Here is a 23,385-nt window from a genome sequence, read left to right as displayed (position 1 = left end):
TGCATTTTACCATAATACGCTAAGCACAAGCAAACAGTAAGACTTTAAAGAAAAAACCCGGAAGAGACAATCTCTTCCGGGCTATTCTTCATCCCCCAGGCAGCAATATTCATCAATGAAATCTTGCGGCAGCTTCTTAATTAACATGACTGGAATATCCGATTTATTGAGGACATTATGAGCCAAACTGCCATAAATCAAACCTTTCAAATTGGATAATCCCCGGGTACCCATAATAATTAAGCCAAAGTGCTTTTTGGCAGCATAATCAATAATTGCCTTCGTTATATCCGGTATATTGTAGTTGGCATAAATAATTTGGCGGTTGACGTTATATCCTCTCCGGGCAAAAATTTTATTAGTGACCGTCAGGATCTCAGAGTACTCCGCTTCTTCCTGTGTGCCTTCTTTATTCATCACATGTCCCATCCAAACAGAACTATGGTTACTCGACCAAGTTTCCAGTAAATTGTATTCCCTTTCAATAGCCCCTGAAACACTTTCCTCGACACTTAATATTGTTAATTGCATGTCCGGCAAATTAGAAAACAAGCTAGCAGCATAAACAGCCGCCGAAAGAGAATGAGGAGAACCATCGGCGTACAAAAGTACCTTAAGAGCATTAGAATTAGTCATGAGAATTCCACCTTTTAATAATATAGGGATGATTATACCATACTTGAATATATGATGTTATATCCCCTTCATGCCTCATCCAAAGCCTATCTTCAATCTATTAATAGTCATGATATTCAAAGTCAATGGCATCACTCAGAATCATCGTGAAATATAACCAAAAACCATATCCGTTATTATTATTTAATCCCGGACATGGTTTTTATACCGCTATGAACTATTCATCTTATAAATAACCCAAAAACATTCTAAAGAAACCCGTAGACCCGAAAGCCAGGGCAGCTTCGTCCACAGGAGCAAACCCATTGCATGGAGAGGCGGTTAAGCCCACAAGCGGCTGCGGGGAATGCGAAGCCATGGTTAACATCAGGTACTGCCCGGAGGTTTGGCTTCGCTCCCGCAGCCGCGAGGGGGCGAGCCTCGGAATGCTGCGGTTTGCGGATGTGGCGAAACTGCCCGACCTAGGACACAGCCCCTTTTCATCATTTGCTAATGCTTCATTAATCCCTGAGGAAGCTTCCTGACCAGCGTCATAGGCACCGGAGAACACCCGGCCAAACATCCGAAAAATAACACTTTGAGAGTATTAAATCCCCGGGTACCCATAATTATTAAATTATAGGCATGCTTTGCGGCGTATTGGTTAAGAGCTTCCAGGGTGTTGGAAATTCCCGGATTGCCATAGATCACCAGATGACTGACATCATGGGCTCTTTCCCGAAATATTTCGTTGGTCCGGGCTAATATCTCACAATATTCATTTTTAAGAGAAGTATGAGACCGCTCAGAAACCCGTTTCAGCCATTCTGATTCAGTGCTTAATGGCCAGTATCCCTCAGCACCTTTCCCGCTGCTTCTGGCAATGGCCCAATTGACGAGATCTTTGGTATCAAGCCAAGTGAATTCTGTAATCGCAGAATCTTCGCAGCCCTCCTGAACCTGCACTACTGTTAAATGCATATTGGGCATATTTTTCAAGATTGCCGCCGTATGAACTGCCGCAAAAAAGCCCGGCAGTGAGTCATCAAAATAAAGGAGCACTTTAAACTTACCTTCATTCATAATGATTAAATCCCCCTATCTTACCCTAAGGTGAGATACCGCTGTTATTCAGAGAACCGGAATTATCAATCCAAATACTTAGATAATCCTTATGCTGAATAATGATCTCTGCCAGTTTTGCACCTACATAGGTGTAATAATTCTCGCCGGATTTCCTGCCGAAATAATTATGACCCTCAATAAAACTTGAATTGGCTCCAACTCTATGCAGTAGAGGAATAATATTGGCTTTATTGATATCGAAGTTTTCAATAGCTCGTTCAAACTCATCGCCTAAGTTTGAATTACTCCAAGCTTTAGGCCCCTTTTCAGGTTTTATTTCAAAGACGCGTCTTAAAAATTCAAAGGCAAAAGCTCCTAATGAAAAGATCATTTTAGGCTTATTTTCAAAGGCTATCTTTTTGAACAATTCTATTTCTTTGGCTACTTCAGGACCCCACCAGTTCAATGTGTTAGGAACAAGCCTGCTTTCACTAACAGCATTTCTAAAGTAGATATTAGCCGTCTCGATCCGAGTGTTCATTTCCCGATATACTCTATCTTGAATTTCATCTAATATAGGGGTCCAGTTCTCGTGACTAATTGGATGTTTTGGATTCATAACCACCCAAATAGGATAATTTTTTTCTCCCGACTCTCTCTTCATCCTACCCAACCCCTTATTAAGAATAATCCCTTGGCTATAAACTAATTTCATTGGCACAATTTAATATTTGTAAGGACAAATAGGAAACCTTTTGCTGCAACTAATGAAGCTCCAAGTTGTGCCACTAGTTGCAGCAAAAGGTTAAAATCTTAGCATTCCTATAGGCACAAGAGGTTCTTATAGCTCTCTTTGACATTTATAGTTTTGGGAACTTCACGCCGTTCAGGCTGCCTTCTTTTTGGAATTGACCACAATGCCAAGGCCGTCAAAGAGATAATAAAGACCAAAACCGTACCAAACAGTGTATAGAAGGTAAAAGCTGAGGAGAAAGACCAGAGTTAACTTATTTTCACTGACTTTTTTGATCTCCACGCCAAAGTAGTTGTAAGCCGGTTCAAGTGCCTTCTGTTGAACTTTGACTAAATCGAATTCTTCGAGGAACTGGGAATTCGATTTGAAGGCAGCGTCCATTTTCTTTAAAGATGCATACCAGTTGTAGGTTGCTTCCCGGCCATCATAACCATATTTTTGCTCCAAAGATTGACTGTCGTTGTGGTACATAAAATCACTGTCAGCCACCACTGCTCCAAGAATCTTACCGTAATCTCCCTTAATAGTCAGGGCTGATTCTTTAACATTCACTTCAGCACCCGCTGAACTGTATAACTTAGCCCACTTTTCAGCTTCAGCCGGAGAGGCAGCTTTAATCTTGAGGTTAATGATATTTCCCAACTGCCCATCAGCAACTTTTTGGGCATCCCCTATGAAATAAGCAGATCCTTTAGACAGTGAGTTAAACGTATCATCGGCGAATTCCAAGCCGTTCCTGCCGTTGCCAAAGTTTGGGGACATCATGCCGATATAGCAAAGAGCAAAGCTTATGAGCATGATAAAACCAATTGCGAAGGTCTTTTTGTGTCTAACAACACTCATTGAGAAACACCACCTTTACCCATATTTACATCATAATCCTCGGCAGCCTCCGCACGAAGTCTGGGAATATTCCTGATAAAGGTACTGATAATCCAGAAAGCAAAGATGGAAACTAAACCGAAGAATAGCCAGACACCAATTTTAGTAATTAAGGCTGCTGCAGAGGTGCTCAGGGTTAAATAACCCATTTGGGTAAGCTTTTCCGGTAAGGCGAAGAGCCGGTTGACGAAGCCCGCCAGTATTGCTAAGGCATAAAAAGCTTTAATTTGTGTCCCGGGGACTACTTTCGTAGTAATGGCCCCAATTTGAATTCCGAACAGAGAACCTAAGAGCATACCCATTGCCAAGGTGTAAAACACATAGCCGTAGATGGCATATTGGGCAATTGAACCGTAACCCGCCGTAAAGATAATTTGCAGAATATCTGTTCCAACTGTGGTACCGGTGGAAATTCCTAACCCGTATACAAACATGGGGAAGGTTACAAAACCGCCGCCGACACCTAGAATGGAAGCCAGGAACCCAGTTACACAACCGCAAATGGCTACGAAGAAGCCTGAAATTTTTCTGCCTCCAGGAACCACGTGTTGATCAAATTTAATCATTGGAGCAAGATTAATGGATTGGAGTTTAGCCCCAAGAGCCGTCATTTTCTCCGGCCCGCCATGGGCGTCACCGCTGTCTTTCTGGGATCGCTTCTTCATGCCCAGATACTCACTCAGGGCAAAGATCCCCAGGAATCCTAACAATACCACGTAAATAGAACTTATAACAAAATCGCTCATGACAGGGTTGAAATTATACAAAGCACGATTAATCATACCGCCTCCGGTTACCCCTAATCCTGAACCGACTAGAAAAGCAACCGCCAGGCCAATATGCACATTGCCCATTTTTTTGTGCAGGGTTGTTCCCATAATCGCTTTGGCAAAGATATGAAACATATCCGTACCAACAGCCAGAATCCCTTTGACTCCCAAACTCATCAGGGCAGGGGTAATGACAAAACCTCCCCCGGCTCCTATACAGCCGGTAATCAGGCCGGCAATAACGCCAACAGCAATTGAACCGTAAAATGTTGTGGGTGAAAAGAAGGATGGACCGAAAGCGGCTTTACCGCCAACAAAGCTTGGCAGTGTTGATGCCGCATGAGCCATTGCCGGAATCAATAAAGGCAAAGCCATTATAAAGAGTATTAACAGCTTCTTACGATTCTTGATAATATTTCGAGAAGTCTCTATCTCCCACTGAGCATGTGCTCGAGCAGCGTACATAAGAGAAGTGTACAAATTTTTCATAGTGTGATTTCCCTCCTCCGTAAATTCGCTTGTCAATCTGCTTAATAATTCAAGGTTACCCATCCACACTGATAGGGAAATATGGTATAATGACATTGAACAATTTCCTTATGCGGCCTTTTTGGCTGCTTTTTTTATGGGTCTGCCGTACTCTTGGACTGGTTTGTGATTTTTCGTACATTCTTGATGCTAAGATGTAAATATCATTGGTTTCCTCTCCCCTCGCCTAGAATTAATTTTCACAAGTAAAGAGTATCACTGCATTCCGAATGTGTCTATAGCATATTCATATCTCTATAATCAGTATTTCATATATCAAACTTCTATTTATTGGATATGAATACCAAAATCACTTTTTTTTTGTTGAAAACAGAGCTTTGTGACGTTTAAGAAACCTGTTCACTATAAAAATTTAAAGCATTTTTTAAAAACCAACTCAATCTGGACTCTAGCGCAGAATTTATTGGAAAACATGCCGAAATGACCAGGAGTCCGGTGCCGGTTTGTTGTTCTGAAGTTTTAATAGGAAGTTAATTTTTGTCCCAGATAACCTGAGAAAATGAGTCATACCTAAATTTATTAAATACTGGGGATGAGTCCTAATAATTTAAAATGCCAATAGCTTTTTTTTAAAAAAACATCCCCGCCACCATGAGATGATGACCAAAGGTTTTCAAGAGTATTAAAAAATACGCTTTGATCCGGCTCTAATAAGCCGTTTCAAGGCGTATTTTCTCATGGTTGGTTATTTTAAAAACCAGGTTGTGGAAGTATAATAATTAGGACTATCCTGACATGATTAATGTGCTGCCTGAAAAAATTTGGTATTGATCAGGATTTATGACACCATTCATCCATGATTCGGAGATAACTGTTTCCCTGGTGTCGCAAGAATCGGTGGGAATAGGACAGGTAATTTTTATAATAAACTCTTCCTGTGCAGGATTTCCTCCCAATTCCCTCATCAGCAAGGTGGCAACATCTGTCGGTAAATGGTTCAATTCTTCTTGACTGAAGGGCACATCGGACCGGATCTCAAGAATAGCCCTGAAAGATCTTTTCACCCTGCCATCTACCAGTACTGTCCCTCTTGAAGCTTTAAGAACAGCAACTGGACGACTGGCCCGAACTCTATTATTATAGAGCTCGAACATATAGTTAGCACCATTTTCGGATCGATATACCGGAACAACATTTAAAAAATTCCCTCTGGTACACCTTAACCCATAGTTTCGCGATTTTTCCCTCATCATTAACCCTCCTTTACATGGACGAGACATTGAGTGTAAGGCAAGCGATTCAATTTCTTAACGGTCTAAAAGACCTCTTCTGCATCAGTGAAATAGAGATGGACCAATCATTACCAGCTATGATTTTGTGAAATCCCCCCTTGTAGGTTATAAATAACTTACAAGTAAAGATTAACATCTCCCGAAAATCTAGTATATAGCAAATCGAAATACCCACAATCATTTTATATAATGGTAATTATTAGGGAACAATAACTGTAATGTCACTGTAAGGAGTATAGGGCATGAACAAGATCAATGAATCTTTGGAACATCTTTTAGGATTTGAAAAAAAATACTGTACCTCATCCAAACTGGCAAACTCTCAAATAGTGTATTGGCAGTATAAAATTCTTGGCAACCGTTCCTTAAAAGACCATATCCCGGAAATCGATGAATGGATGCATCATTACGAACAGTTTCTAAACGACGGCGGAGACCCCTATCTGTTAAAACAGGGCGGATCTTTTTTAGGCCAAGAATTCTAAATCTAATTTAACCAGAGGACTTAATCTGCTTTTGATGAAACTTTCTATAAAATGATACGCTTGGATACTATCCAAGCGTATCATTTTATATTGAAGTACTATCTAAGGAGAGCAGGCATGCCTACCACCGGCCAATAAGTGAAGGTCATGATTACCAACACCCCCATAATGACTGCGCTGGCCGGAATACCGCTCACAAAGAATTCACCGGTTGTAAATTGTTTCGATTCATAAGCCATGGCATTAGGAGCAGCTCCGATGAGCAGCAAGAAAGGCATACCCGCCATGGCTACCGCTCCATACATAACAAGTTCCGGATTAACCCCTAAATACTGGGCCATTACTAGCGCTACCGGCAGGGTAATGGCAATCGCCGCTACATTCATAATGAAATTTGTCATAACCAATACTAAGAAACATACTGCTAACAGGAATACTAACCAATGTGCACCGGCGATCATGGACAGCCATTTAATGGCGATCCACTGAGCCGCTCCCGTTTGCCACAAACAAAAACCGATGCTCATCGCTCCGGAGAAGAGCAAGACGATATTCCAGGGAATTCTCTTTTCAAGATCTTCGACACTCAACACTTTGGATAAAAAGAAGAGTACACCGGCCAACAACAGAGGAACTGACCGATCCATCGTCTTCAAGGCTGGAATTATAGCTTGCAGCACCAGCATTGCCAGGGCAAAAGCTACCACGAAGCTTACAAAAATTTCCTTTGAATTGATGGGACCAAGCTTAGCATACTCAGCAGTTGCTTTTTCCCGCAAACCAACGATTTTTGCTTTTTCAGGCTTATAAATAATCATTAGCAGAGCCCAAATCAGAAACACACTTGCCCAACCGAAGGGCGCTAAGTGAACTGAGAAATCAACAAAGGATATTTGTTTGCCTGTGAATTCCGTATAAAAGCCAACTGCTGCCGGATTTCGGGCTCCTCCCAACAAAGTACAGATACTCCCTGCACCGGCTGTATAGGCCATACCTATGAACAATGCCTTGCCAAACTTAGTAGGCTTTCCTTCAGGGTTATCTCCGTTATACAAGGCCAAAATCGTTACTAAAATAGGGAACATTGTCGCTGCCACAGCAGTATGAGCCATAATATGAGTTAACAAAGCCGTAATGATAAATACACCTAACAAAATTTTTCGGGTATCTTCACCTACTACGACTAACATTTTATAGGCAATTCTCTTGGTAATTCCCGATTTTGTAAAGGCTAACCCCACAAGAAGTGATCCTAAAATGAACATTACTGTGGGATCCATGAAATCCCGAAAAGCTTCTTTTGCCGGGCGAATTAAAAATAATGCCTGCACAACCCCAATCATTAAACTGGTAACACCGATAGGGGTTACTTCAAATACCCACCAGATACTTGCCAGGAAAAACAAACCAATGGCAGCTTTGCCTTGTTGACTCAATTCAAAAGATTTGCCCGACGGGTCCACAGCCGAACTAAACTGTGGTGCATAATACAATACCAAAAATAAACATACGCCTAAACAAATAAAGAAAATTCGTTTTGCGTTTTGACCATTCATTTAATACACCCCTCTCTCATATTCCAAGGTGCTGCTCTGATTATCACATAAAAATTTCTATATCCTTCTCACATTTTTTTCTTTTTGTGTTATAATGAGCTTGCGATTAAATTTCTTAGCGGCCTTGCAAGGCTGCTTTTTTTATTTGAAAAAATTCAACCCTATGATTATCCTCCGGTTTATCCTTCCTGTTATCCTTCAGATGGTTTCCCCCCTCTAAAACTTAAACTGGAATTTCCTCAATTTAAGCTCTAAAAAATCCTTTTATTGATCCTCTATAAATTAACTCCTCCTTTCACTGGGGATTAAGTGGATTAAGGAATGTGACTATCCTCACAAACCTAGAGTAACATTCTAGAGCTCATACGTCTATAGCAAATCAAGATCATCTTAATCAATTTATCCTATTGAGAGAATAAAACCGACTAAAATACTAACCTATTAATAATGAAAATCTATTACCTTAGTTATGTTCTTTATGATAAACCCCTGTAATTCCACCAAAAAGTGATTAATTTCTTTGTGCCTTAATAACTTGAATCAATTACTTCCCCAGTTAATACCACTGTCAATTAGCTATGCATATTATCACCATATCAATTTGGCCATAGTATTTTAAGCAGATTTGCTCCGAAGAGTTGTTTCTCTTCGGAGCAAATGAAGCAAGTTTACCTAATTAGCTTGTCTAGATAGCTTTAACTTATCCAGATATCAAAGTGATCCTTGTTCTCGATAATCTTTTCCGCCAGCGTCGAACCAACATATTGAAAATAATTTTCTCTATCTGTTGGAATTAAAATATCCTTATTTTCTATCAGCCTATCAGTTGCCACAACCCTGCGCAGCAGCGGAATTCTGTTAGTCTGATTAATGTTGAAGTTTTCCATGGATTTGTCAAATTCCTCTTTTAGAATTGCAGTACTCCATGCCTTAGGACCCTTCTCCGGTTTAATTTCAAAAACCCGCCTTGCAAATTCAAAGGGAAAGGCTCCAAATGAAATGAGGATTTTAGGTTTGTGCTCGTTAACAATTTCTCTGTAATAGTCAATTTCTCGAGCAACTTCTTTCCCCCACCAGTTCAAAGTATTGGGGACGATTCCACCCTCGCCTACTGCACTTCGGATATACATATTTGAGACGTCGATTCTTGTATGCAGTTCTCTGAAAACACGGTCTTGAATTTCATCCAGGATAGGTCTCCATATATCATGACGAACCGCTGGGTATTTGGGATTGATTAACAGCCATATTGGATAATTCCGGTCTCCGAGTTCTCTTTTCATAGTTTCATCATTGGAGAATGATTCATTAATCGTTAAGCAGGACAAAACTTACCCCACCTTTCATTTTTGTACTGCCACATCCTAACGAAGATTTCGGCAACGAAATCTTTAAGCTTTTTAACGATTTCTTGAACAACCTTGACCTAATTTCGATTAAATTTCTTAGCAGCCTCTTCGGCAGCTTTCTAAATTAAACCTCAAATCTCTCGCAGCCTTCAATTTTAATATTTCTCCTCAAACCTCCTTTTGCGTGTGATTTTACTCACAATTAGAGATTATCATTATGCTAATTTCGTGTCTAGGGGAAATCGATATACTCATAATCAAGATACCTAATATCAGAAAACTTGGCTGGTGCCCGAAGCTGGCCTGATTAAACGAAAAAAAATTCCAAAGGACTATTATTTCCTTCAGAATTCTCATTTCCCTGCCTTGACCATGATTCACTTTCCTTCACAATAACCAACGATCATTAAGACAAATTTGAATTAGCCAAATCAAATTCGTTTTAATATCATTTATTGATTATGAATTTTCTTCTTTTTAAGAATGAGTTATTCAATCCAGATATTGAGACTATCCTGATGCTCAATAATTTTTTCTGCAATCTTTAATCCAACATACTGAAAGTAATTATCCGCCAGGTCAATTTCTTCAATAAATTTATTGCTGGTTACTACTCTGCGAAGCAAAGGGACGATATTTGTCTTTTGAATATCGAAATTAGCCATTGTTTTCCCGAATTCATCCCCTAAATTAGTTGTTCCCCAATACTTCGGCCCTTTCTCCGGCCTTTTTTTATAAACACGCCTGACAAATTCATAAGGAAATGCCCCAAACGAAATGATGATCTTTGGCTTATACTGTAAAGCAATCTCTCTAAATTCATTGATTTCTAAGGATACTTTGTTGTCCCACCAATTTTGAGTATTAGGCACAATTTTACTATCGCTAACCGCATTTCGAATATAAAATTTCTTTGTATCAATTCTTGTATGAAGTTCTCGATAAACTTTATCTTGTATCTCAGATAATACCGGTGTCCAAATATAGTGGCGAACCGCCGGATGTTTTGGATTAAACAAAAGCCAGATTGGATTGCTTCTCTCTCCCGATTCCCGATAATTTTGGTCAGCTGGTAGTATGACTTTATTAAGGGCTCTGCCGGACAATGTGATCCCACCTTTCTATTTAAACCTTTTAAGCCTTCCTCTTCATGTGAAGTAAAGAGCAAAAACAATTAAACCCATTGGACATCCAAAATAGACTGTCCCGCAGAGACAATTTCTCTGCGGGATTCTAGTTTCTGTCTCATATTACCATACATTACATCATTTAAAATTTGATTAAATTTATGAACCCAGGTGTAAGCAAAAATCGTCAATAAAATCTTGCGGGAGTTTCTTTATGAGTAGAACGGGTATTGGCGACCTATTGAGTACATTGTGAGCTAAACAACCAAATATCAACCCTTTTAACGTCGTAAGTCCCCTGGTACCCATAATAATTAATTTAAAATGTTTCTTTTCTGCATACTCTAAAAGGGCATCGACAGTATCCGTAATACTTGGGTTGGAATAGATGACGTGATGATTAACATCCTTAGCTCGCTCATGAAAAATACTGCTGGTTGTGGAAAGAATATCTTGGTAGAGATTCTTTACGTTTGAATCTGACTCGATGACTCGCTTCATCCATTCTGAGGTAGGACTTACAGGCCATGTGTCAATCCAACTGTACTCTGTCCCCATAGAGCCTTCATTACTCTCTTGTACTTGAACAATCGTCAATTTCATGTTCGGCATACTCTTTAATAGGTTCGCAGCGTAAACTGCAGCTGAAAAAGCTTGTTGGGACCCGTCAGAATAAAGTAGTACATTAAATGCGGAATTTTTCATTCCGATACCCCCTTTATCATTACCATTACTCTCATTTAGAAGGCTGCAGTATTCTTACTTTCTAAATCAGGACTAATACTTAAAATTGATTTAGATTCTTGTAATTTACGCGACGCTGAATCCGCTTCCTGACCCCTCACATCAGGTCCTATAATTGTTCGTGCTCTTTCCAAAGCGTTAGTCGAAGAGGCGAAAATTTCGTTTTCTGACATAAAGATATTATCTTCTCCTACATCTGAATTCATATGAGTATTCATTAAAAGTGAACTAAACTCAGACTTGACACCGCTAAAGATGATCATTCCACCGGATTCTTTAACTGTTCTGATAAACACTTTCAATACCCCAAGTGCAGTCAAATCAATATTAGCGACATATTTCATTCTCAGAATGAAAACCTTGGATTTATCGACTAAGTCGTCTAATTTTGCTTGCAGATCCTCAGCGGAACCAAAGAAGAGATTTCCTTCAAGCTGGATAATCAAAATGTCCATTTTCTCTTTAATCGCTCTAACTTCTTTTTCGATAACACTACCGTTTATTCCTTCTGATGGTACAAGTATTTTCATTGGAGCTTTGTTGGTATCTTTCAGGTAGAGAGCAATTGAAATTGCTATACCAGTGTATATTGCAACGTCAAGATGAGGCAAAACAATCGTTGCAATACATGTTGCCATCATGGCCAAAGAATCGGACTTGAATTTGCCGGCTTTAATAATATGCTTTATTTCTTTTTTATCAACCATATTGTAAGCAATAACTAAGATTACGCCGGCAAGACAGGGACTTGGAATATACTGAGCATAAGGAGCGAAAAACAATAATACTAAGGCAACAACCACACCTGACATCATTCCGGCCAGCCGAGTCACTGCTCCGCTTTGATAGTTAATTGCAGAACGTGTAAATGATCCTGAGCCTGCAAAACATTGGAAAAATGATCCCCCAGCGTTGGCTAAGCCCTGAGCTATAAATTCTTGATTGGCATCAATTTTTTGTCTGGAAGTCGTGGCGATAGATTTTGAAATAGCAATAGCTTCAACCAATCCGATAATTGAAATTGCCACTGCTCCTCCGAATAGATTTCGTACAACTGAAACATCAAAGACAAGCATTTTAAAGGGAGGCAGGGATGAAGGTATAAAGCCTGTAAGTTTAACACCTTTCTGATCTAAAGAGAAAAGAATGATGAAGATGATTGGAATAATAATTCCGATTAAGGCACCAGGAAGCTTATTGTTAATCTTCTTACAGACAATGATGATAGCCATGGTCATAAGTCCAAGTCCTAAGGCATAAATATTCGTTTGGCTTAGATGAGTTATTACATAATAGAACTTTTCCATGGTAGACATATGGGAAGAACCCTTAATGGACATTCCCAATAGTGTACTGAGTTGACCAAGTCCAATCAAGACACCTGCACCAGCTGTAAAACCAATAACAACAGAATGGGAAACAAAGTTAATCACTTTTCCCAGCTTAACGACACCAAAAAGTATTTGCAAAATTCCTACCATAAATGTCATTAAGAAGAGCATTTCATAGGCATTTTCTTGGGCCATATAAGGTGCCATGCTTCCGGCAACCAACAAAGCAATCGCGTTTGTAGGACCTGCAATGGCATGATTTGAACTTCCAAAGGCTGAAGCAATAATTGTGGAGACAATGGCTGTATACAAGCCATAAACAGGATTAACGCCGGCAATGAGTGCATAGGCCATTGATTGGGGAATAACGACTACGGCAACCGTTAAAGCAGCTATTAAGTCTTTAGAGAAATATTCCTTTTTATAATTTCCAATTGTACCAATGAGGGGCATATATTTAAATCGAGATAAGTACATTGAAATCCCACCTTTCAATTTAAATAGTTTCTACTTATTGAATGGTTTCTACTTAATCGGTCAAAACCGGTAACACGTATTCTAAACCATCTCCTTTTTTGCTTAATCCCTACCTTTAATAGAGCTCATTTGGCAGCCAAATATTTGAACCTGATAACCTGCGGACATCATCCATATCCTATTTTTATATCATCCATCAATATTTTCAATCTTTAAATCTTACCTTCGTCTGTAACTATAAATTCAATTCGTGAAGGAATACACTGTTAGATTAGCTATGATTCCTGATCTATAAGATATTAAGAGATTTATTTCACTAATTTTTGTAAAATTTTTACTTCTTAAAGGGCTTAAATAATGAATTTAATCATTCCCGCAACAAAACCTCCATGTTTTTAGTCCCAGATCAACGATTTTACTCCTAGAGGAATCGTAATAAAATGCACAAACTCTTTTTTATAAATCCTTTCTCTGCTATCTTTTGAATTAAGATTAGCATCGATATCATTTCCCGTCAATATTATGGCAATCGATTTATCCTATTGTGAAAAAATCGCTTCGCTATCTTATTTCAAAAAAATAAAATAGCAATACATGTCATCGCAATTCTATTCCTTATAATCACGACGCTGTATTGCTATTTTTAGTCTATTTTTGGTTTGCTGATACATACATTCTGAGGAGTTCACCCCCAAACTGAGCATCTTTAAAGCCGCAGTTTACAAGGGCTAAGATATATTAGACTGTCAGAAGTTCTATCTTTAGCCTCTTCCGATAAGGTCATTACATCCTATACTAAGACTTATAAAGTTAGGCAATAAAATGGTAACGGCTAGTATATTCAGGTATTTTTATCGCGATAATAGTTATGTTTAATAATCACTATTAATTATCGACACTTTGAATTCCTTTTCGAATACAACTGGTTATCTCTTCCATAAACTCTTGGAATCGTGAATTAGCATTATTTGAAGTGAGTACTTGCTTATTGCGAATGCATTTTTGTTCCAATTCTGTAAGTTGATCTTTTTCCTCAGAGGTGACTTCGATACCTGCCATTTGTTTACCGCGTTGTTCATTTTTCATCTTGTGCAGACTCTCTACTAATTTACGAGCTTCGTCATTTTGTAAAAGATCGTATTCCGCTCTTTTAAAATCTTTATAAATTTTTGTTTCAGCTATTGATTTTCCCAGTTCAGTGGCTTTTTGCATAAGTTCTTCAATTTGATCCATATTGAGTTCCTCCTACGATTTTCAAAAATTAGTTAGTGTTGTTACTATCATAACTGATTATCACAAAATTTCAAAGAAATATCCCATGATTCAGTCAATAAAATAGAGAACGGGCACAAATTCCCGACAAATCCCGAAAATTTGCACCCATCCCCCTCATTCATCAGCTTTAATATCGATTGTTAGCAATCTATTAATCACTGATCAATTTTAAATTAGAACTTAACACCGAACATATCAATGACTGGGCGTTTGAATACAGACCATTCATTGGAATTTGGATCCCACTTCATGTTTACGAAACAGTGCCAGTTTTCCTCATCTAGACCTGGCATATCTGTTCTGATATAATATCCAGGCCAACGTGTTTCTTCACGGAATGTTACAGCGCGAAGATGTGCTTCAGCTTGCCACATTCTGTGTTTGTTTTCCCAAACTCTCAAGAGTTCGTAAACGTCTTTGGCAGCTAATTTCTCAGCGTCTTCTTTGAGGAACTGGAAGAGTTCAGCAGCTCTGTCTAGGGAAGCTTGGTTCATGCAGAAGTAAACGTTTGCTCCACCAACATACTCATCCATCAATTTTTGCAGACGGAACATGAATTGTTTCGGCAGAATGTAGTTGGGGTTAACAGTAGGATCGGTACTGAAGTCTTTATATTGCTCGTAGATTTCAAGAGGTTTATAAACGGTTGCTTTCATATCTTCGATAACTTGCGGCTCAACTTCGATCAAAGTGTTGTTATCTAAGATATATTGGCAAGCACCTTTAGCAGCAATACGACCTTCGGTATGGGTACCGGAGGAGAATTTATGCGGGCAGTTTCCGGATGCGTCTCCAGCTGCAAAGAGGGCAGGAACTGTGGTCATGTTAACATAACCCCAGAAGTAGTCTGTTCCGGCAGAGAGATCTTCCGGACCGGAGATCCAGGCACCGGATGAACCGGAGTGGGAACTGATGAAGTATGGCTCAGCTGCAGCAATTTCAGAAGATCTTTCTTCAGGTTGAACGTTGGTAGCAGCCCAGAGTAAAGCTTGTGCAATGGTCATATCGAGGAAGTCTTCCCAAGCTTCATTCTCTAAAGACTTCATTTTCTTTTTGAAGGCTTTTTCGTCTCCTTCATATTGTTTAGCCAGGTTAGCGATAGCTTCCTCTGTACGCATGAAGAGAGGTCCTTTACCTTCTTGTACGTCTAACAATCCGAGGTGGTTACGGAGGTTAGCAGGAATCGGTTTAATGGAACCGTATACGCCCCAGTTTTTCAACTCATCAGCGCGGGTTTCCATGTAGTTTTCACCCAAAGCGTTGGTTGCACGGGATTTGAAGAGTAAGAACCAAGCGCCGACAGGACCGTAAGCATCTTTAAAACGAATTGGAACGAAGCGAACTTCTTGGCTGCTCATTTCTGCGCCGGCACGAATTGTGAAGTAAGCGGAAGAACCAGTGGAGAACGGAGGATACCAAGAACGTCCAGCACCTTCACCAGTGGATTTAGGTTTGAAGACACCAACGGTTCCACCCATTACGCACAAGGTTGCTTTTGCTTTGAAGACATAGAATTTATCTTCACGAACACTGAAACCTACAGCTCCTACGCATTTGCCGTCTTTAAGAAGTGGCTCAGTGATGAAAACTCTCTCATAAATGTTTTCTTCACCTAAAGCGTTTTTAGCAGCTTCAGCAACGATAACCTTATAGGATTCACCGCTGATCATTAATTGCCATTTACCTTCGTGAACATAGCCGCCGTTTTCGTCTTTCCACAAAGGAAGACCCCATTTTTCAAACATATGAACGGAGCTGTCAACGTGACGTGCAATGTTAGCGACTAAGTCGTCACGGGAAATTCCCATCATATCGCCTTTAACATAGCGGACATAGTCTTCAACGGTATTCTTGCCTTCAGCAAGTCCAACATAGAGGTTGATAGCGGATAATCCCATTCCGACAGCACCGGAACGCGGCATTGAAGCTTTATCAACTAAGGTTACTTTAAGTCCATGTTTTTTAGCCCAGTGAGCTGCTTCTACAGCCGCACCACAGGCTCCCATTCCGCCTCCGACGATCAGAAGGTCGGTTGTTACTTCTACTGTTTCAAAGTTCATTGGCATTGATTTTAACCTCCCTATTTATTCCCTTATTACAAGAGCTTACTTCTTATAAGTCCATACTGGCATATGCATTGAAGCGGGTTCGGTATACAGTTCAATGCCGTTTATATCGCTGGAAGTTATTTCATAACCGCCATCAGGAACTGCGGAACCTTCTTCTGTGGTACGAATCGGGAATTTGAAGCGTTTAGTCATGCCGTTACGGAATTTAACAGTCCACATAATGCTGTCGGATCCACGGAGAGGTACACAAGATGCTCCAAGGGGAACGAAGTCAGCATAGCCGCGAAGGTCCATAGCTTGTTGCGGGCAAGCCTTAACACAGCACAGGCACTCCCAGCATTGAGATGGATCGAGGTTTACAGCTTTCATTTTTTCTTTGTCTAACAACATTAAGTCATTGGGGCATGCATACATGCAAGCTGTTTTGTCTTGCCCTTTACATCCGTCACACTTTTCTGCAATTACAAAACTTGGCATTCGGTTAACCTCCATTATTCGTTTATTTTTTGAAACTAAACGAAGAGGCGCTCTCTCCGTTTAGCCTTCAAACAAATGATAATTATTTATTTGGCGTTGGCATAGTAGTTGAGAAGAATCTTTAAGACTTCAGGACGGCTGAAGTTACTTGGCGGAACTTCACCGGCTGCTAACATACCTCTTAATTTGGTACCGCTGATTTTGAGATGATCTTCTTTGCCGTGCGGGCAGGTTTTTTCTGTGGTCATGCCTTCGCACTTATTGCAGTACATAGCTGCAGTTACTTTGATAGGCTGGCAAAGAATTTCGCCGGGTTTGAAGGTTTCAAAGATTTCTTGTGCTTGATAAGCTGTGTAGTAGTCACCGACACCGGCATGGTCACGGCCGACAAGAATGTGGCTGCAGCCGAAGTTTTGACGGAAAATAGCATGGAGGATAGCTTCGCTGGGTCCTGCATAGCGCATTTCCATAGGATATACTTTCATAACAACGTTTTTAGGATTGAAGTAGTTTTTCAGGAGAACTTCATAGCACTCTAAACGTGTTTCAGCTGGGATATCTCCTTTTTTGAGTTTTCCTACGATTGGGTGAATGAAGAGTCCATCACAGACTTCATTACCAATTTTGCAGAGGAACTCATGAGAGCGGTGCAATGGGTTGCGTGTTTGGAAAGCTGCAACGGTTGACCAGCCCTTTTCATCAAAGATCTTTCTGGTTTGCTCTGGGGTAGCATAGTAGTCACCATATTTGGAGGCATAGCCCAATTGACTGAAGGTAACTAACTCCCCGCCGACATTGATATCCCCTTGAGCCATAACCTTTTTAACACCATCGTGCTCAGGATCATCTGTGAAGAATACCGCTTTGCACTCTTTGACTTTGTCGTATTCATATTTATCACTAACAGTTAAAATACCGCAATAGGTATCTGTTTCATCATCAACTAATGCGACTTCCATGCCTACTTTAATGGTTTCAGCTTGTTCACGAGTAACTGATACGGTAATTGGAAGAGGCCATGCTAAACCATTGGTTAAGTGTTTGGTTTCTACAACACTTTCATAATTGGCTTTGTCCATAAAGCCGGTCAGAGGGCTGAATGCACCCATCCCAATCATTAATAGGTCAGAAGTTTCTCTGGAAGTCATGCGAATCACTGGTAATGTTTTAGCCTTGGCTAAAGCATCCGCTCTTTGTGATTCAGGAAGTAATACCGGTGTTAACTTTCCGCCATGAGGTGGTACTAATTTTGACATTTGTCAAGTCCTCCTTAATTTTTATAATGAATGTGAGTATACCGCAGAAACCTGTATTATCCTGCTCACTGCCAACATTTGTCTGCCGGATGAGACTCTGCATAAACAGTGTTTCTGGCATCCCCCCCTTCACTTAAACTTTGAAAAATTTTTCACCATTATGAGTTAGCTAACCTCATAGCTATAAGCCATGTAGTTGTTTTCCTCATTACTTATAGCATGAGGTTAGCTGAACATCGTACTAACCAGGTTTATTTTTCAATAGATTCGCAAAGGAATTCGGACATTTCCATAACTTTTAAGACATCATTTTTTTCTAGTCCGGCGCAGGCATCATCCAGCATTGTTATGCAATAGGGACATGCCGTAACAATAACATCAGCATTTTGCTTGACAGCATCATTGATTCTCAGCTCGCCGAAACGCTCTCCAAAGGGCACCTCAGCCCAAATGCGGCCGCCTCCGCCTGAGCAGCATAAGCTCTTATTCTTAGCACGATCCAATTCAACAAACTCTACACCCGGGACCGCTCCTAGCAATTCTCTGGGTGCATCGTAAACCAAATTGTGACGTCCTAAATAACACGGATCATGGAATGTAACTTTTTTAGCGATTTCACCGGGCAATGAAAGCTTGCCATCTTTTAAAAGCGTACTCAGAAGCTCAGAATAATGCATTACTTCATACTCACCGCCAAGCTCCGGATAATCTTGCTTAAAGGCATAGAGGCAGTGAGGAGAGGTTGTAATAATCTTCTTGACACCTTTTTCATTAAAGAGCTTGATATTCGATTCCGCTAATTTAGTGAAGAGCTCCTCATCACCAATCTTACGAATGGTCTCACCGCAGCAGTTTTCTTCAGCGGTTAACACTCCGAAGCTAACTCCAGCTTGTTGTAAGAGTTTAACAACGCTCTTAGCAATTTTTTGACTGCGGGTGTCATAACAAGAAGTACAGCAAACATAGAGAAGATATTCGGTATCAGCCGAGAAAGCCGGAACATTTAAGCCTTCGAGCCAGTCAGCTCTCTTTTCTTTAGGTCCGGTCCAGGGGTTGCCATTGGCATGGAGACTTCCTGCAACAGGTCTTAAATGACTGGGCAGGATGCCTGCTCCAACGATGGTATTCCGCATGGAACGAACGTTTTTAATAATCTCAACACTTCTCGGACAGTTTGATTGACACATGCCGCAGGTAACACAGGCAAAGAGAACCGCTTCATCGTCGAAACCTTCCAAGCCGAGTTGTCCTTGACGCTGCATTTTACGAATATTAAATACTTCGCTAAGCTCGCCTGGGACCTGTCGGTATGGACAAAGATTGGTGCAGAGGCCGCACTGCATACACCAGTTGAGTGTTTCGGCTCCTGAAGAAATAATATATTCTCTCATCTCCAGAGAAACTTCTTTTATTTCATCCATAATACTGCTCCTTTTCTATACTGATGGGAGACATCTTCCTCTCTAAAGCAAGTCTTTATTTAGGCGATCTGTCCCCTTACCTTAGATCCGATTAGAACCCTTTATAAGGGTTAGGTCCAAGTTCTTCAAGTCTCTTAGCGAAATCATCCAACATAGCCGGTAACTTGTCATAGTCAGCAATGGAAATTTGATCCATCCGTACACGTTCCGACTCAAGATCCAGTCTGTCTAACGTCTCGGACACTTTTGAGATTCTTGTGGCTGCCAATTCACTGCCTTTAATGAAGTGGCACTGATAATCGTCGCCATGTTTACATCCCAGGAGATAAATTCCGTCAATTCCTTGGGACATACTGTCGGCAATCCACACTAAGCTCAATGAGCCTAAACATCTTAGAGGGATCACGCGAACCCAGGCATTATATTGAAGTTTGTTAATACCTGCCATATCCAAGGCTGGGTAGGCATCATTTTCACAAGCGAAGATGAGAATTCTTGGTTTTTCTTCATCCTCATCAGGAACTTCGATGGCTTTTAACATATTGCCGATCATTGGCACCGAGTAGTTTTTAAAGGTAATAATCCGCTCCGGACAAGCACCCATACAGATTCCGCAGCGACGGCAGCGGGTCGGGTTGGGCAGAGGATTGAATTTGTCATCTTCATTAATAGCACCGAAGGGACATTCAACGGTACAGCGTTTACATTGCGTACATCTCGACATTGCAAAGTCCGGGAAGGACATGTCGCCGACACGAGGGTGTACTGCCACACCTTTGATGCTTGATTCTATACATTGAATTGCTTTCAGAGCAGCTCCCGTAGCATCTTCAATGGATGAAAGTTCATCCATAGGTGCTCTTACGCTGCCGGCAGCATAAATTCCTGTACGACGTGTTTCATAAGGGAAGCAGATAAAATGAGAATCTGCAAAACCATATTTTAAAGTCGGCATTTCCGGTCCTTGGCGATAAGACAGATTCAAAAGATTGGATTTAAGAATGATTTCCGGTTTCGGTCCGTCCTCTTCTTTTTTCTCTTCTTCTTTATCCCCTTCTTTTGCAGCTGCGTCTTCTCCTAAGGCCGTGGTGGGAACCATGCCGTTAGCTAAGACCACCATATCGACGCCTTCGGTTGTAATATTTGCTCCGGACAAAATATCCGAAGCCTCTATGAGCAGGTTCTTATCCCCGTCTTCTGTAATCCCGCTGATTTCTCCGCGGACGAAAATAGCTCCATCTTTTTGTGCCTGTTGATAAAGGCGTTCGTATTGACCTGGAGTACGCATATCTTTATAGAAAATAAAGACATTGGCTTCAGGATTTTGCTCTTTAATATAGGAAGCTTGCTTCAAAGACTCGACGCAGCAGGTTGCTGAACAGTAGGGTAAATGTTCAGGATCACGTGATCCGGCACATTGAATGAAAGCGATGCTTTGGACTTCTTTGCCGTCCGGACGAACAATTTTGCCTTTGGAAGCCAATTCTTCCATTTGACGGCCGGTAATGACATTTTCGTACTTGCCATAACCGAGATAATCAAGTTTCGCAGGATCATAGGGTATAGCTCCTGTAGCCAATACCACAGACCCAACACGTTCGGTTATGGTCGTACCATTTTGATTGATTGCAGCATCAAACATTCCCGGCGCACCGGCTATTTCCTGAATTTCAGCACTTGTATAGACTGTAACGTCAGGATTCTCTTCAACTTCCTTGACTAATTCAGCGATATCTACCTCTTCAGGAGCCGTAAAGGGTGCCTTGCGGGGAACTTGTTTAAACAAACCGTTCATCCAGCCGCCAAGTACAGGACTCTTCTCAACCAGCACTGCTTTGTAGCCGGCTTTGGCTGCTTCAAGAGCAGCAGTCATCCCTGTTAAGCCTCCGCCGACAACCAATAAGGTTTTCACCATATTTTGACCTTGATAGGGCTCCGGCAGGTCAATATGCTTAATTTTTGCGATACCCATTCGCATATAGTCTTCAGCCATCATTTGGGTATCTTCGTCATCGGCCGGCTGACTCCAAATGACTTGTTCTCTTAGGTTAACCCGCTCCATGATAACGGATGGATCAAATTCAAAAACATCGTAATTAACCCGGGGAGAACATGCGGCAATAAGAACTGTATTGACGCCTTCATTCTCTATATCACTCTTAATGAGATTGATTCCTTCCTGTCCACAGAGAAAGGGGTGGCTTTTACAAACCGGTACTTTGCCTTCCTTGGTAGCAACCTTGGACAGGCCTTCTACGTCCAGGGATTCTCCGATACTACATCCAGTGCAGATATAAACACCTGTTTTTTTATCCATTGGGCTACCTCCTCACCGTAGATTGAATGGCTTTAAGCGCTGCAGACGTAGAATCTTTTACCGAGGAGGAAACATCCAACGGTTTTTTGACACATCCAGCGCTGTAAATCCCTGGTTGTGGATTGGAAAGAACAAACCCGTCCTCATCACAAGCTATTGGAGCGTTCGAAGCAGCTGGAACCATTCCCGTTGCCAACACAACCATATCAACGGTTTCTTTCATAATTTCGCCGGTCAGTTGGTTCTCTACTTGAACAATTAAGTCTTTTGTTTCCGGATTTTCCGTGATCTCACCAACTTTTCCTTTGATCATGGTGATATCATTTTCAACATTTTTATAGAATTCTTCGTGTTTGCCCATGGCTCTGACATCGATATAAAACATATAAACCTTAGCGTCCGGATACATTGCTTTTACATAAGTTGCTTGTTTAAGGGAAGCCATGCAACATACTCCAGAACAGTAAGGCAGGTTGTTTTCATCACGGGAACCAGCACATTGAACAAAGGCGATGGTTTTTGCTTCCTTGCCGTCTGAAGGACGAACAATCTTGCCTTTTGTAGGTCCGTTGTTGGCTGCTAAACGTTCCATGATGACATTGGTAATAACATTCTGATGCCGTCCAAAACCGTAATAGTCAACTTTAGTGGCATCATAAGGCTCCCAACCGGTAGCCCAAACAATTGATCCAACATTCAAGTTGAAGCTTTTAGCTGTCATATCCAGTTCAATAGCACCATATTGACATGCTTCAACACATTTACCGCACTCAGATCCTAAGCAAGCTGTACTATCTATCACATATTTCATTGGGAAAGCGAACTCATGAGCTTTATAAATGGCAGGGGTTTTATCCATTCCATAATTAAATTCATTAGACCGTTCTGCTGGACATACTTCTGTACACTTTCCACATGCTGTGCAGTTCTGATTCACATAACGGGGATTCGACTTAATCGTAACAGTATAATCCCCTTCAACACCGTCAATCTTTTCAACTTCCGATAAAGTGAAGAATTTAATGCGGGGATTTTGCTTAATCCGTTTAAAATTAATTTCCAACCCACAGTTTGGGGGGCACAATTTAGGGAAATACTGATTCATCTGGGCAACTCTTCCACCTAGATAGGATTTCTGTTCAACCAGATAGACCTCGTTTCCCGCCTCGGAAGCTTCAATAGCGGCTGTAAGTCCGCTTACTCCCCCTCCGACTACTAAAATACTCTTTTGCGCCATCCTTCTACCTCCCTTATATGTCATAAACTCTCGGCAGTAACCGAGGCAGTTGGAACAAAGAATCCCTTGAACCAACCTTATAGCATTCCTCCTACCTAAATAGGAGATATTTGCTTTCCGTTTGGGAAAAATATAGAATACTCCGGCTACCAGTATCGTTGGACTTTCCAGTGAACACTGTAAAGAAACTTGACTTATATGAATATATGATTTCTTTCACATATAGAAATCATTTGTAAATCTTCCTCTTTAAACTAACCGCTTTATGTTAAACGTAAAAAAATGCACAAAGTATTATTGGTAATTTCATTTCCAAAATAAGACTAGCACTGTGGCTGTAATAAGTCAATATGGCGATAATTAAGAAATTATATAGCGAAATCCTTTGACAGGGATT

20 protein-coding genes are annotated in these 23,385 nt (G+C 40.8%); 2 read left to right on the top strand and 18 right to left on the bottom strand.

The window, feature by feature from the left end:
* Positions 1-81: 81 nt before the first annotated feature.
* Positions 82-636: a universal stress protein gene (locus DESOR_RS08570; protein ID WP_014184207.1), complete on the bottom strand. Its 555-nt coding sequence runs from the start codon at positions 634-636 to the stop codon at positions 82-84.
* A 305-nt stretch (positions 637-941) separates the two neighbouring features.
* Here DESOR_RS08570 and DESOR_RS28730 point away from each other — a divergent pair, with 305 nt between their 5' ends.
* Positions 942-1,160, top strand: coding sequence for a hypothetical protein (locus DESOR_RS28730; RefSeq protein WP_148265244.1), 219 nt, complete (start codon positions 942-944; stop codon positions 1,158-1,160).
* Here the strand turns inward: DESOR_RS28730 and DESOR_RS08565 are convergent.
* From DESOR_RS08565 to DESOR_RS08545, 5 genes are all read right to left on the bottom strand, one after another.
* Positions 1,126-1,698: a universal stress protein gene (locus DESOR_RS08565; RefSeq protein ID WP_014184206.1), complete on the bottom strand. Its 573-nt coding sequence runs from the start codon at positions 1,696-1,698 to the stop codon at positions 1,126-1,128. The two genes, DESOR_RS28730 and DESOR_RS08565, sit on opposite strands and share 35 nt — an antisense overlap.
* A 25-nt stretch (positions 1,699-1,723) precedes the next feature.
* Complete coding sequence (locus DESOR_RS08560; RefSeq protein ID WP_014184205.1) at positions 1,724-2,344, bottom strand: hypothetical protein; 621 nt, start codon at positions 2,342-2,344, stop codon at positions 1,724-1,726.
* Positions 2,345-2,566: 222 nt separating this feature from the next.
* Positions 2,567-3,277, bottom strand: a complete 711-nt coding sequence (locus tag DESOR_RS08555; RefSeq protein WP_014184204.1) for a hypothetical protein — start codon at positions 3,275-3,277, stop codon at positions 2,567-2,569.
* Positions 3,274-4,575, bottom strand: coding sequence for a sulfite exporter TauE/SafE family protein (locus DESOR_RS08550; RefSeq protein WP_014184203.1), 1,302 nt, complete (start codon positions 4,573-4,575; stop codon positions 3,274-3,276). The genes DESOR_RS08555 and DESOR_RS08550 overlap by 4 nt, the downstream gene beginning before the upstream one ends.
* Positions 4,576-5,360: 785 nt before the next feature.
* Positions 5,361-5,828 carry a hypothetical protein gene (locus DESOR_RS08545; protein WP_242832473.1) on the bottom strand — a complete coding sequence of 156 codons (468 nt, stop codon included), beginning with the start codon at positions 5,826-5,828 and terminating at the stop codon, positions 5,361-5,363.
* 281 nt (positions 5,829-6,109) lie between these two features.
* On the opposite strand from DESOR_RS08545, the gene DESOR_RS08540 reads away from it, so the two are divergent.
* Positions 6,110-6,352 (top strand): hypothetical protein, encoded by a 243-nt coding sequence (locus DESOR_RS08540; RefSeq protein ID WP_014184201.1) that lies wholly within the window; start codon positions 6,110-6,112, stop codon positions 6,350-6,352.
* 98 nt (positions 6,353-6,450) lie between these two features.
* Here the strand turns inward: DESOR_RS08540 and DESOR_RS08535 are convergent, their stop codons facing one another.
* The 12 genes from DESOR_RS08535 to DESOR_RS08480 all read right to left on the bottom strand — a co-directional run bounded on the left by DESOR_RS08535 (position 6,451) and on the right by DESOR_RS08480 (position 22,988).
* On the bottom strand, positions 6,451-7,908 hold the full coding sequence (locus DESOR_RS08535; protein WP_014184200.1) for an SLC13 family permease: 1,458 nt from the start codon (positions 7,906-7,908) through the stop codon (positions 6,451-6,453).
* 695 nt (positions 7,909-8,603) lie between these two features.
* Positions 8,604-9,236, bottom strand: a complete 633-nt coding sequence (locus tag DESOR_RS08530) for a hypothetical protein (RefSeq protein WP_014184199.1) — start codon at positions 9,234-9,236, stop codon at positions 8,604-8,606.
* A gap of 509 nt (positions 9,237-9,745) precedes the next feature.
* Positions 9,746-10,363: a hypothetical protein gene (locus DESOR_RS08525; RefSeq protein WP_014184198.1), complete on the bottom strand. Its 618-nt coding sequence runs from the start codon at positions 10,361-10,363 to the stop codon at positions 9,746-9,748.
* A 180-nt stretch (positions 10,364-10,543) separates the two neighbouring features.
* Positions 10,544-11,089, bottom strand: a complete 546-nt coding sequence (locus tag DESOR_RS08520; protein ID WP_014184197.1) for a universal stress protein — start codon at positions 11,087-11,089, stop codon at positions 10,544-10,546.
* Positions 11,090-11,124: 35 nt separating this feature from the next.
* Positions 11,125-12,936, bottom strand: a complete 1,812-nt coding sequence (locus tag DESOR_RS08515; RefSeq protein WP_014184196.1) for a SulP family inorganic anion transporter — start codon at positions 12,934-12,936, stop codon at positions 11,125-11,127.
* 885 nt (positions 12,937-13,821) lie between these two features.
* Entirely contained in the window at positions 13,822-14,169 is a 348-nt protein-coding gene (locus tag DESOR_RS08510) for a YlbF/YmcA family competence regulator (protein ID WP_014184195.1), read from the bottom strand.
* Between the two features lie 215 nt (positions 14,170-14,384).
* Positions 14,385-16,277 carry an adenylyl-sulfate reductase subunit alpha gene (gene aprA / locus DESOR_RS08505; protein ID WP_014184194.1) on the bottom strand — a complete coding sequence of 631 codons (1,893 nt, stop codon included), beginning with the start codon at positions 16,275-16,277 and terminating at the stop codon, positions 14,385-14,387.
* 39 nt (positions 16,278-16,316) lie between these two features.
* On the bottom strand, positions 16,317-16,757 hold the full coding sequence (aprB, locus tag DESOR_RS08500) for an adenylyl-sulfate reductase subunit beta (RefSeq protein WP_014184193.1): 441 nt from the start codon (positions 16,755-16,757) through the stop codon (positions 16,317-16,319).
* 86 nt (positions 16,758-16,843) lie between these two features.
* Positions 16,844-18,013 carry a sulfate adenylyltransferase gene (sat, locus tag DESOR_RS08495; RefSeq protein ID WP_014184192.1) on the bottom strand — a complete coding sequence of 390 codons (1,170 nt, stop codon included), beginning with the start codon at positions 18,011-18,013 and terminating at the stop codon, positions 16,844-16,846.
* 251 nt (positions 18,014-18,264) lie between these two features.
* Entirely contained in the window at positions 18,265-19,434 is a 1,170-nt protein-coding gene (locus DESOR_RS08490; protein WP_014184191.1) for a (Fe-S)-binding protein, read from the bottom strand.
* A 91-nt stretch (positions 19,435-19,525) separates the two neighbouring features.
* Positions 19,526-21,751 (bottom strand): hydrogenase iron-sulfur subunit, encoded by a 2,226-nt coding sequence (locus DESOR_RS08485; RefSeq protein WP_014184190.1) that lies wholly within the window; start codon positions 21,749-21,751, stop codon positions 19,526-19,528.
* Between the two features lie 4 nt (positions 21,752-21,755).
* Positions 21,756-22,988: a CoB--CoM heterodisulfide reductase iron-sulfur subunit A family protein gene (locus DESOR_RS08480; protein ID WP_014184189.1), complete on the bottom strand. Its 1,233-nt coding sequence runs from the start codon at positions 22,986-22,988 to the stop codon at positions 21,756-21,758.
* Positions 22,989-23,385 lie beyond the last annotated feature (397 nt).

The organism is Desulfosporosinus orientis DSM 765 (assembly GCF_000235605.1).
In the GTDB taxonomy this organism is placed as follows: Bacteria; Bacillota; Desulfitobacteriia; order Desulfitobacteriales; family Desulfitobacteriaceae; genus Desulfosporosinus; species Desulfosporosinus orientis.
This window is presented reverse-complemented; position numbering and strand designations above follow the sequence as displayed.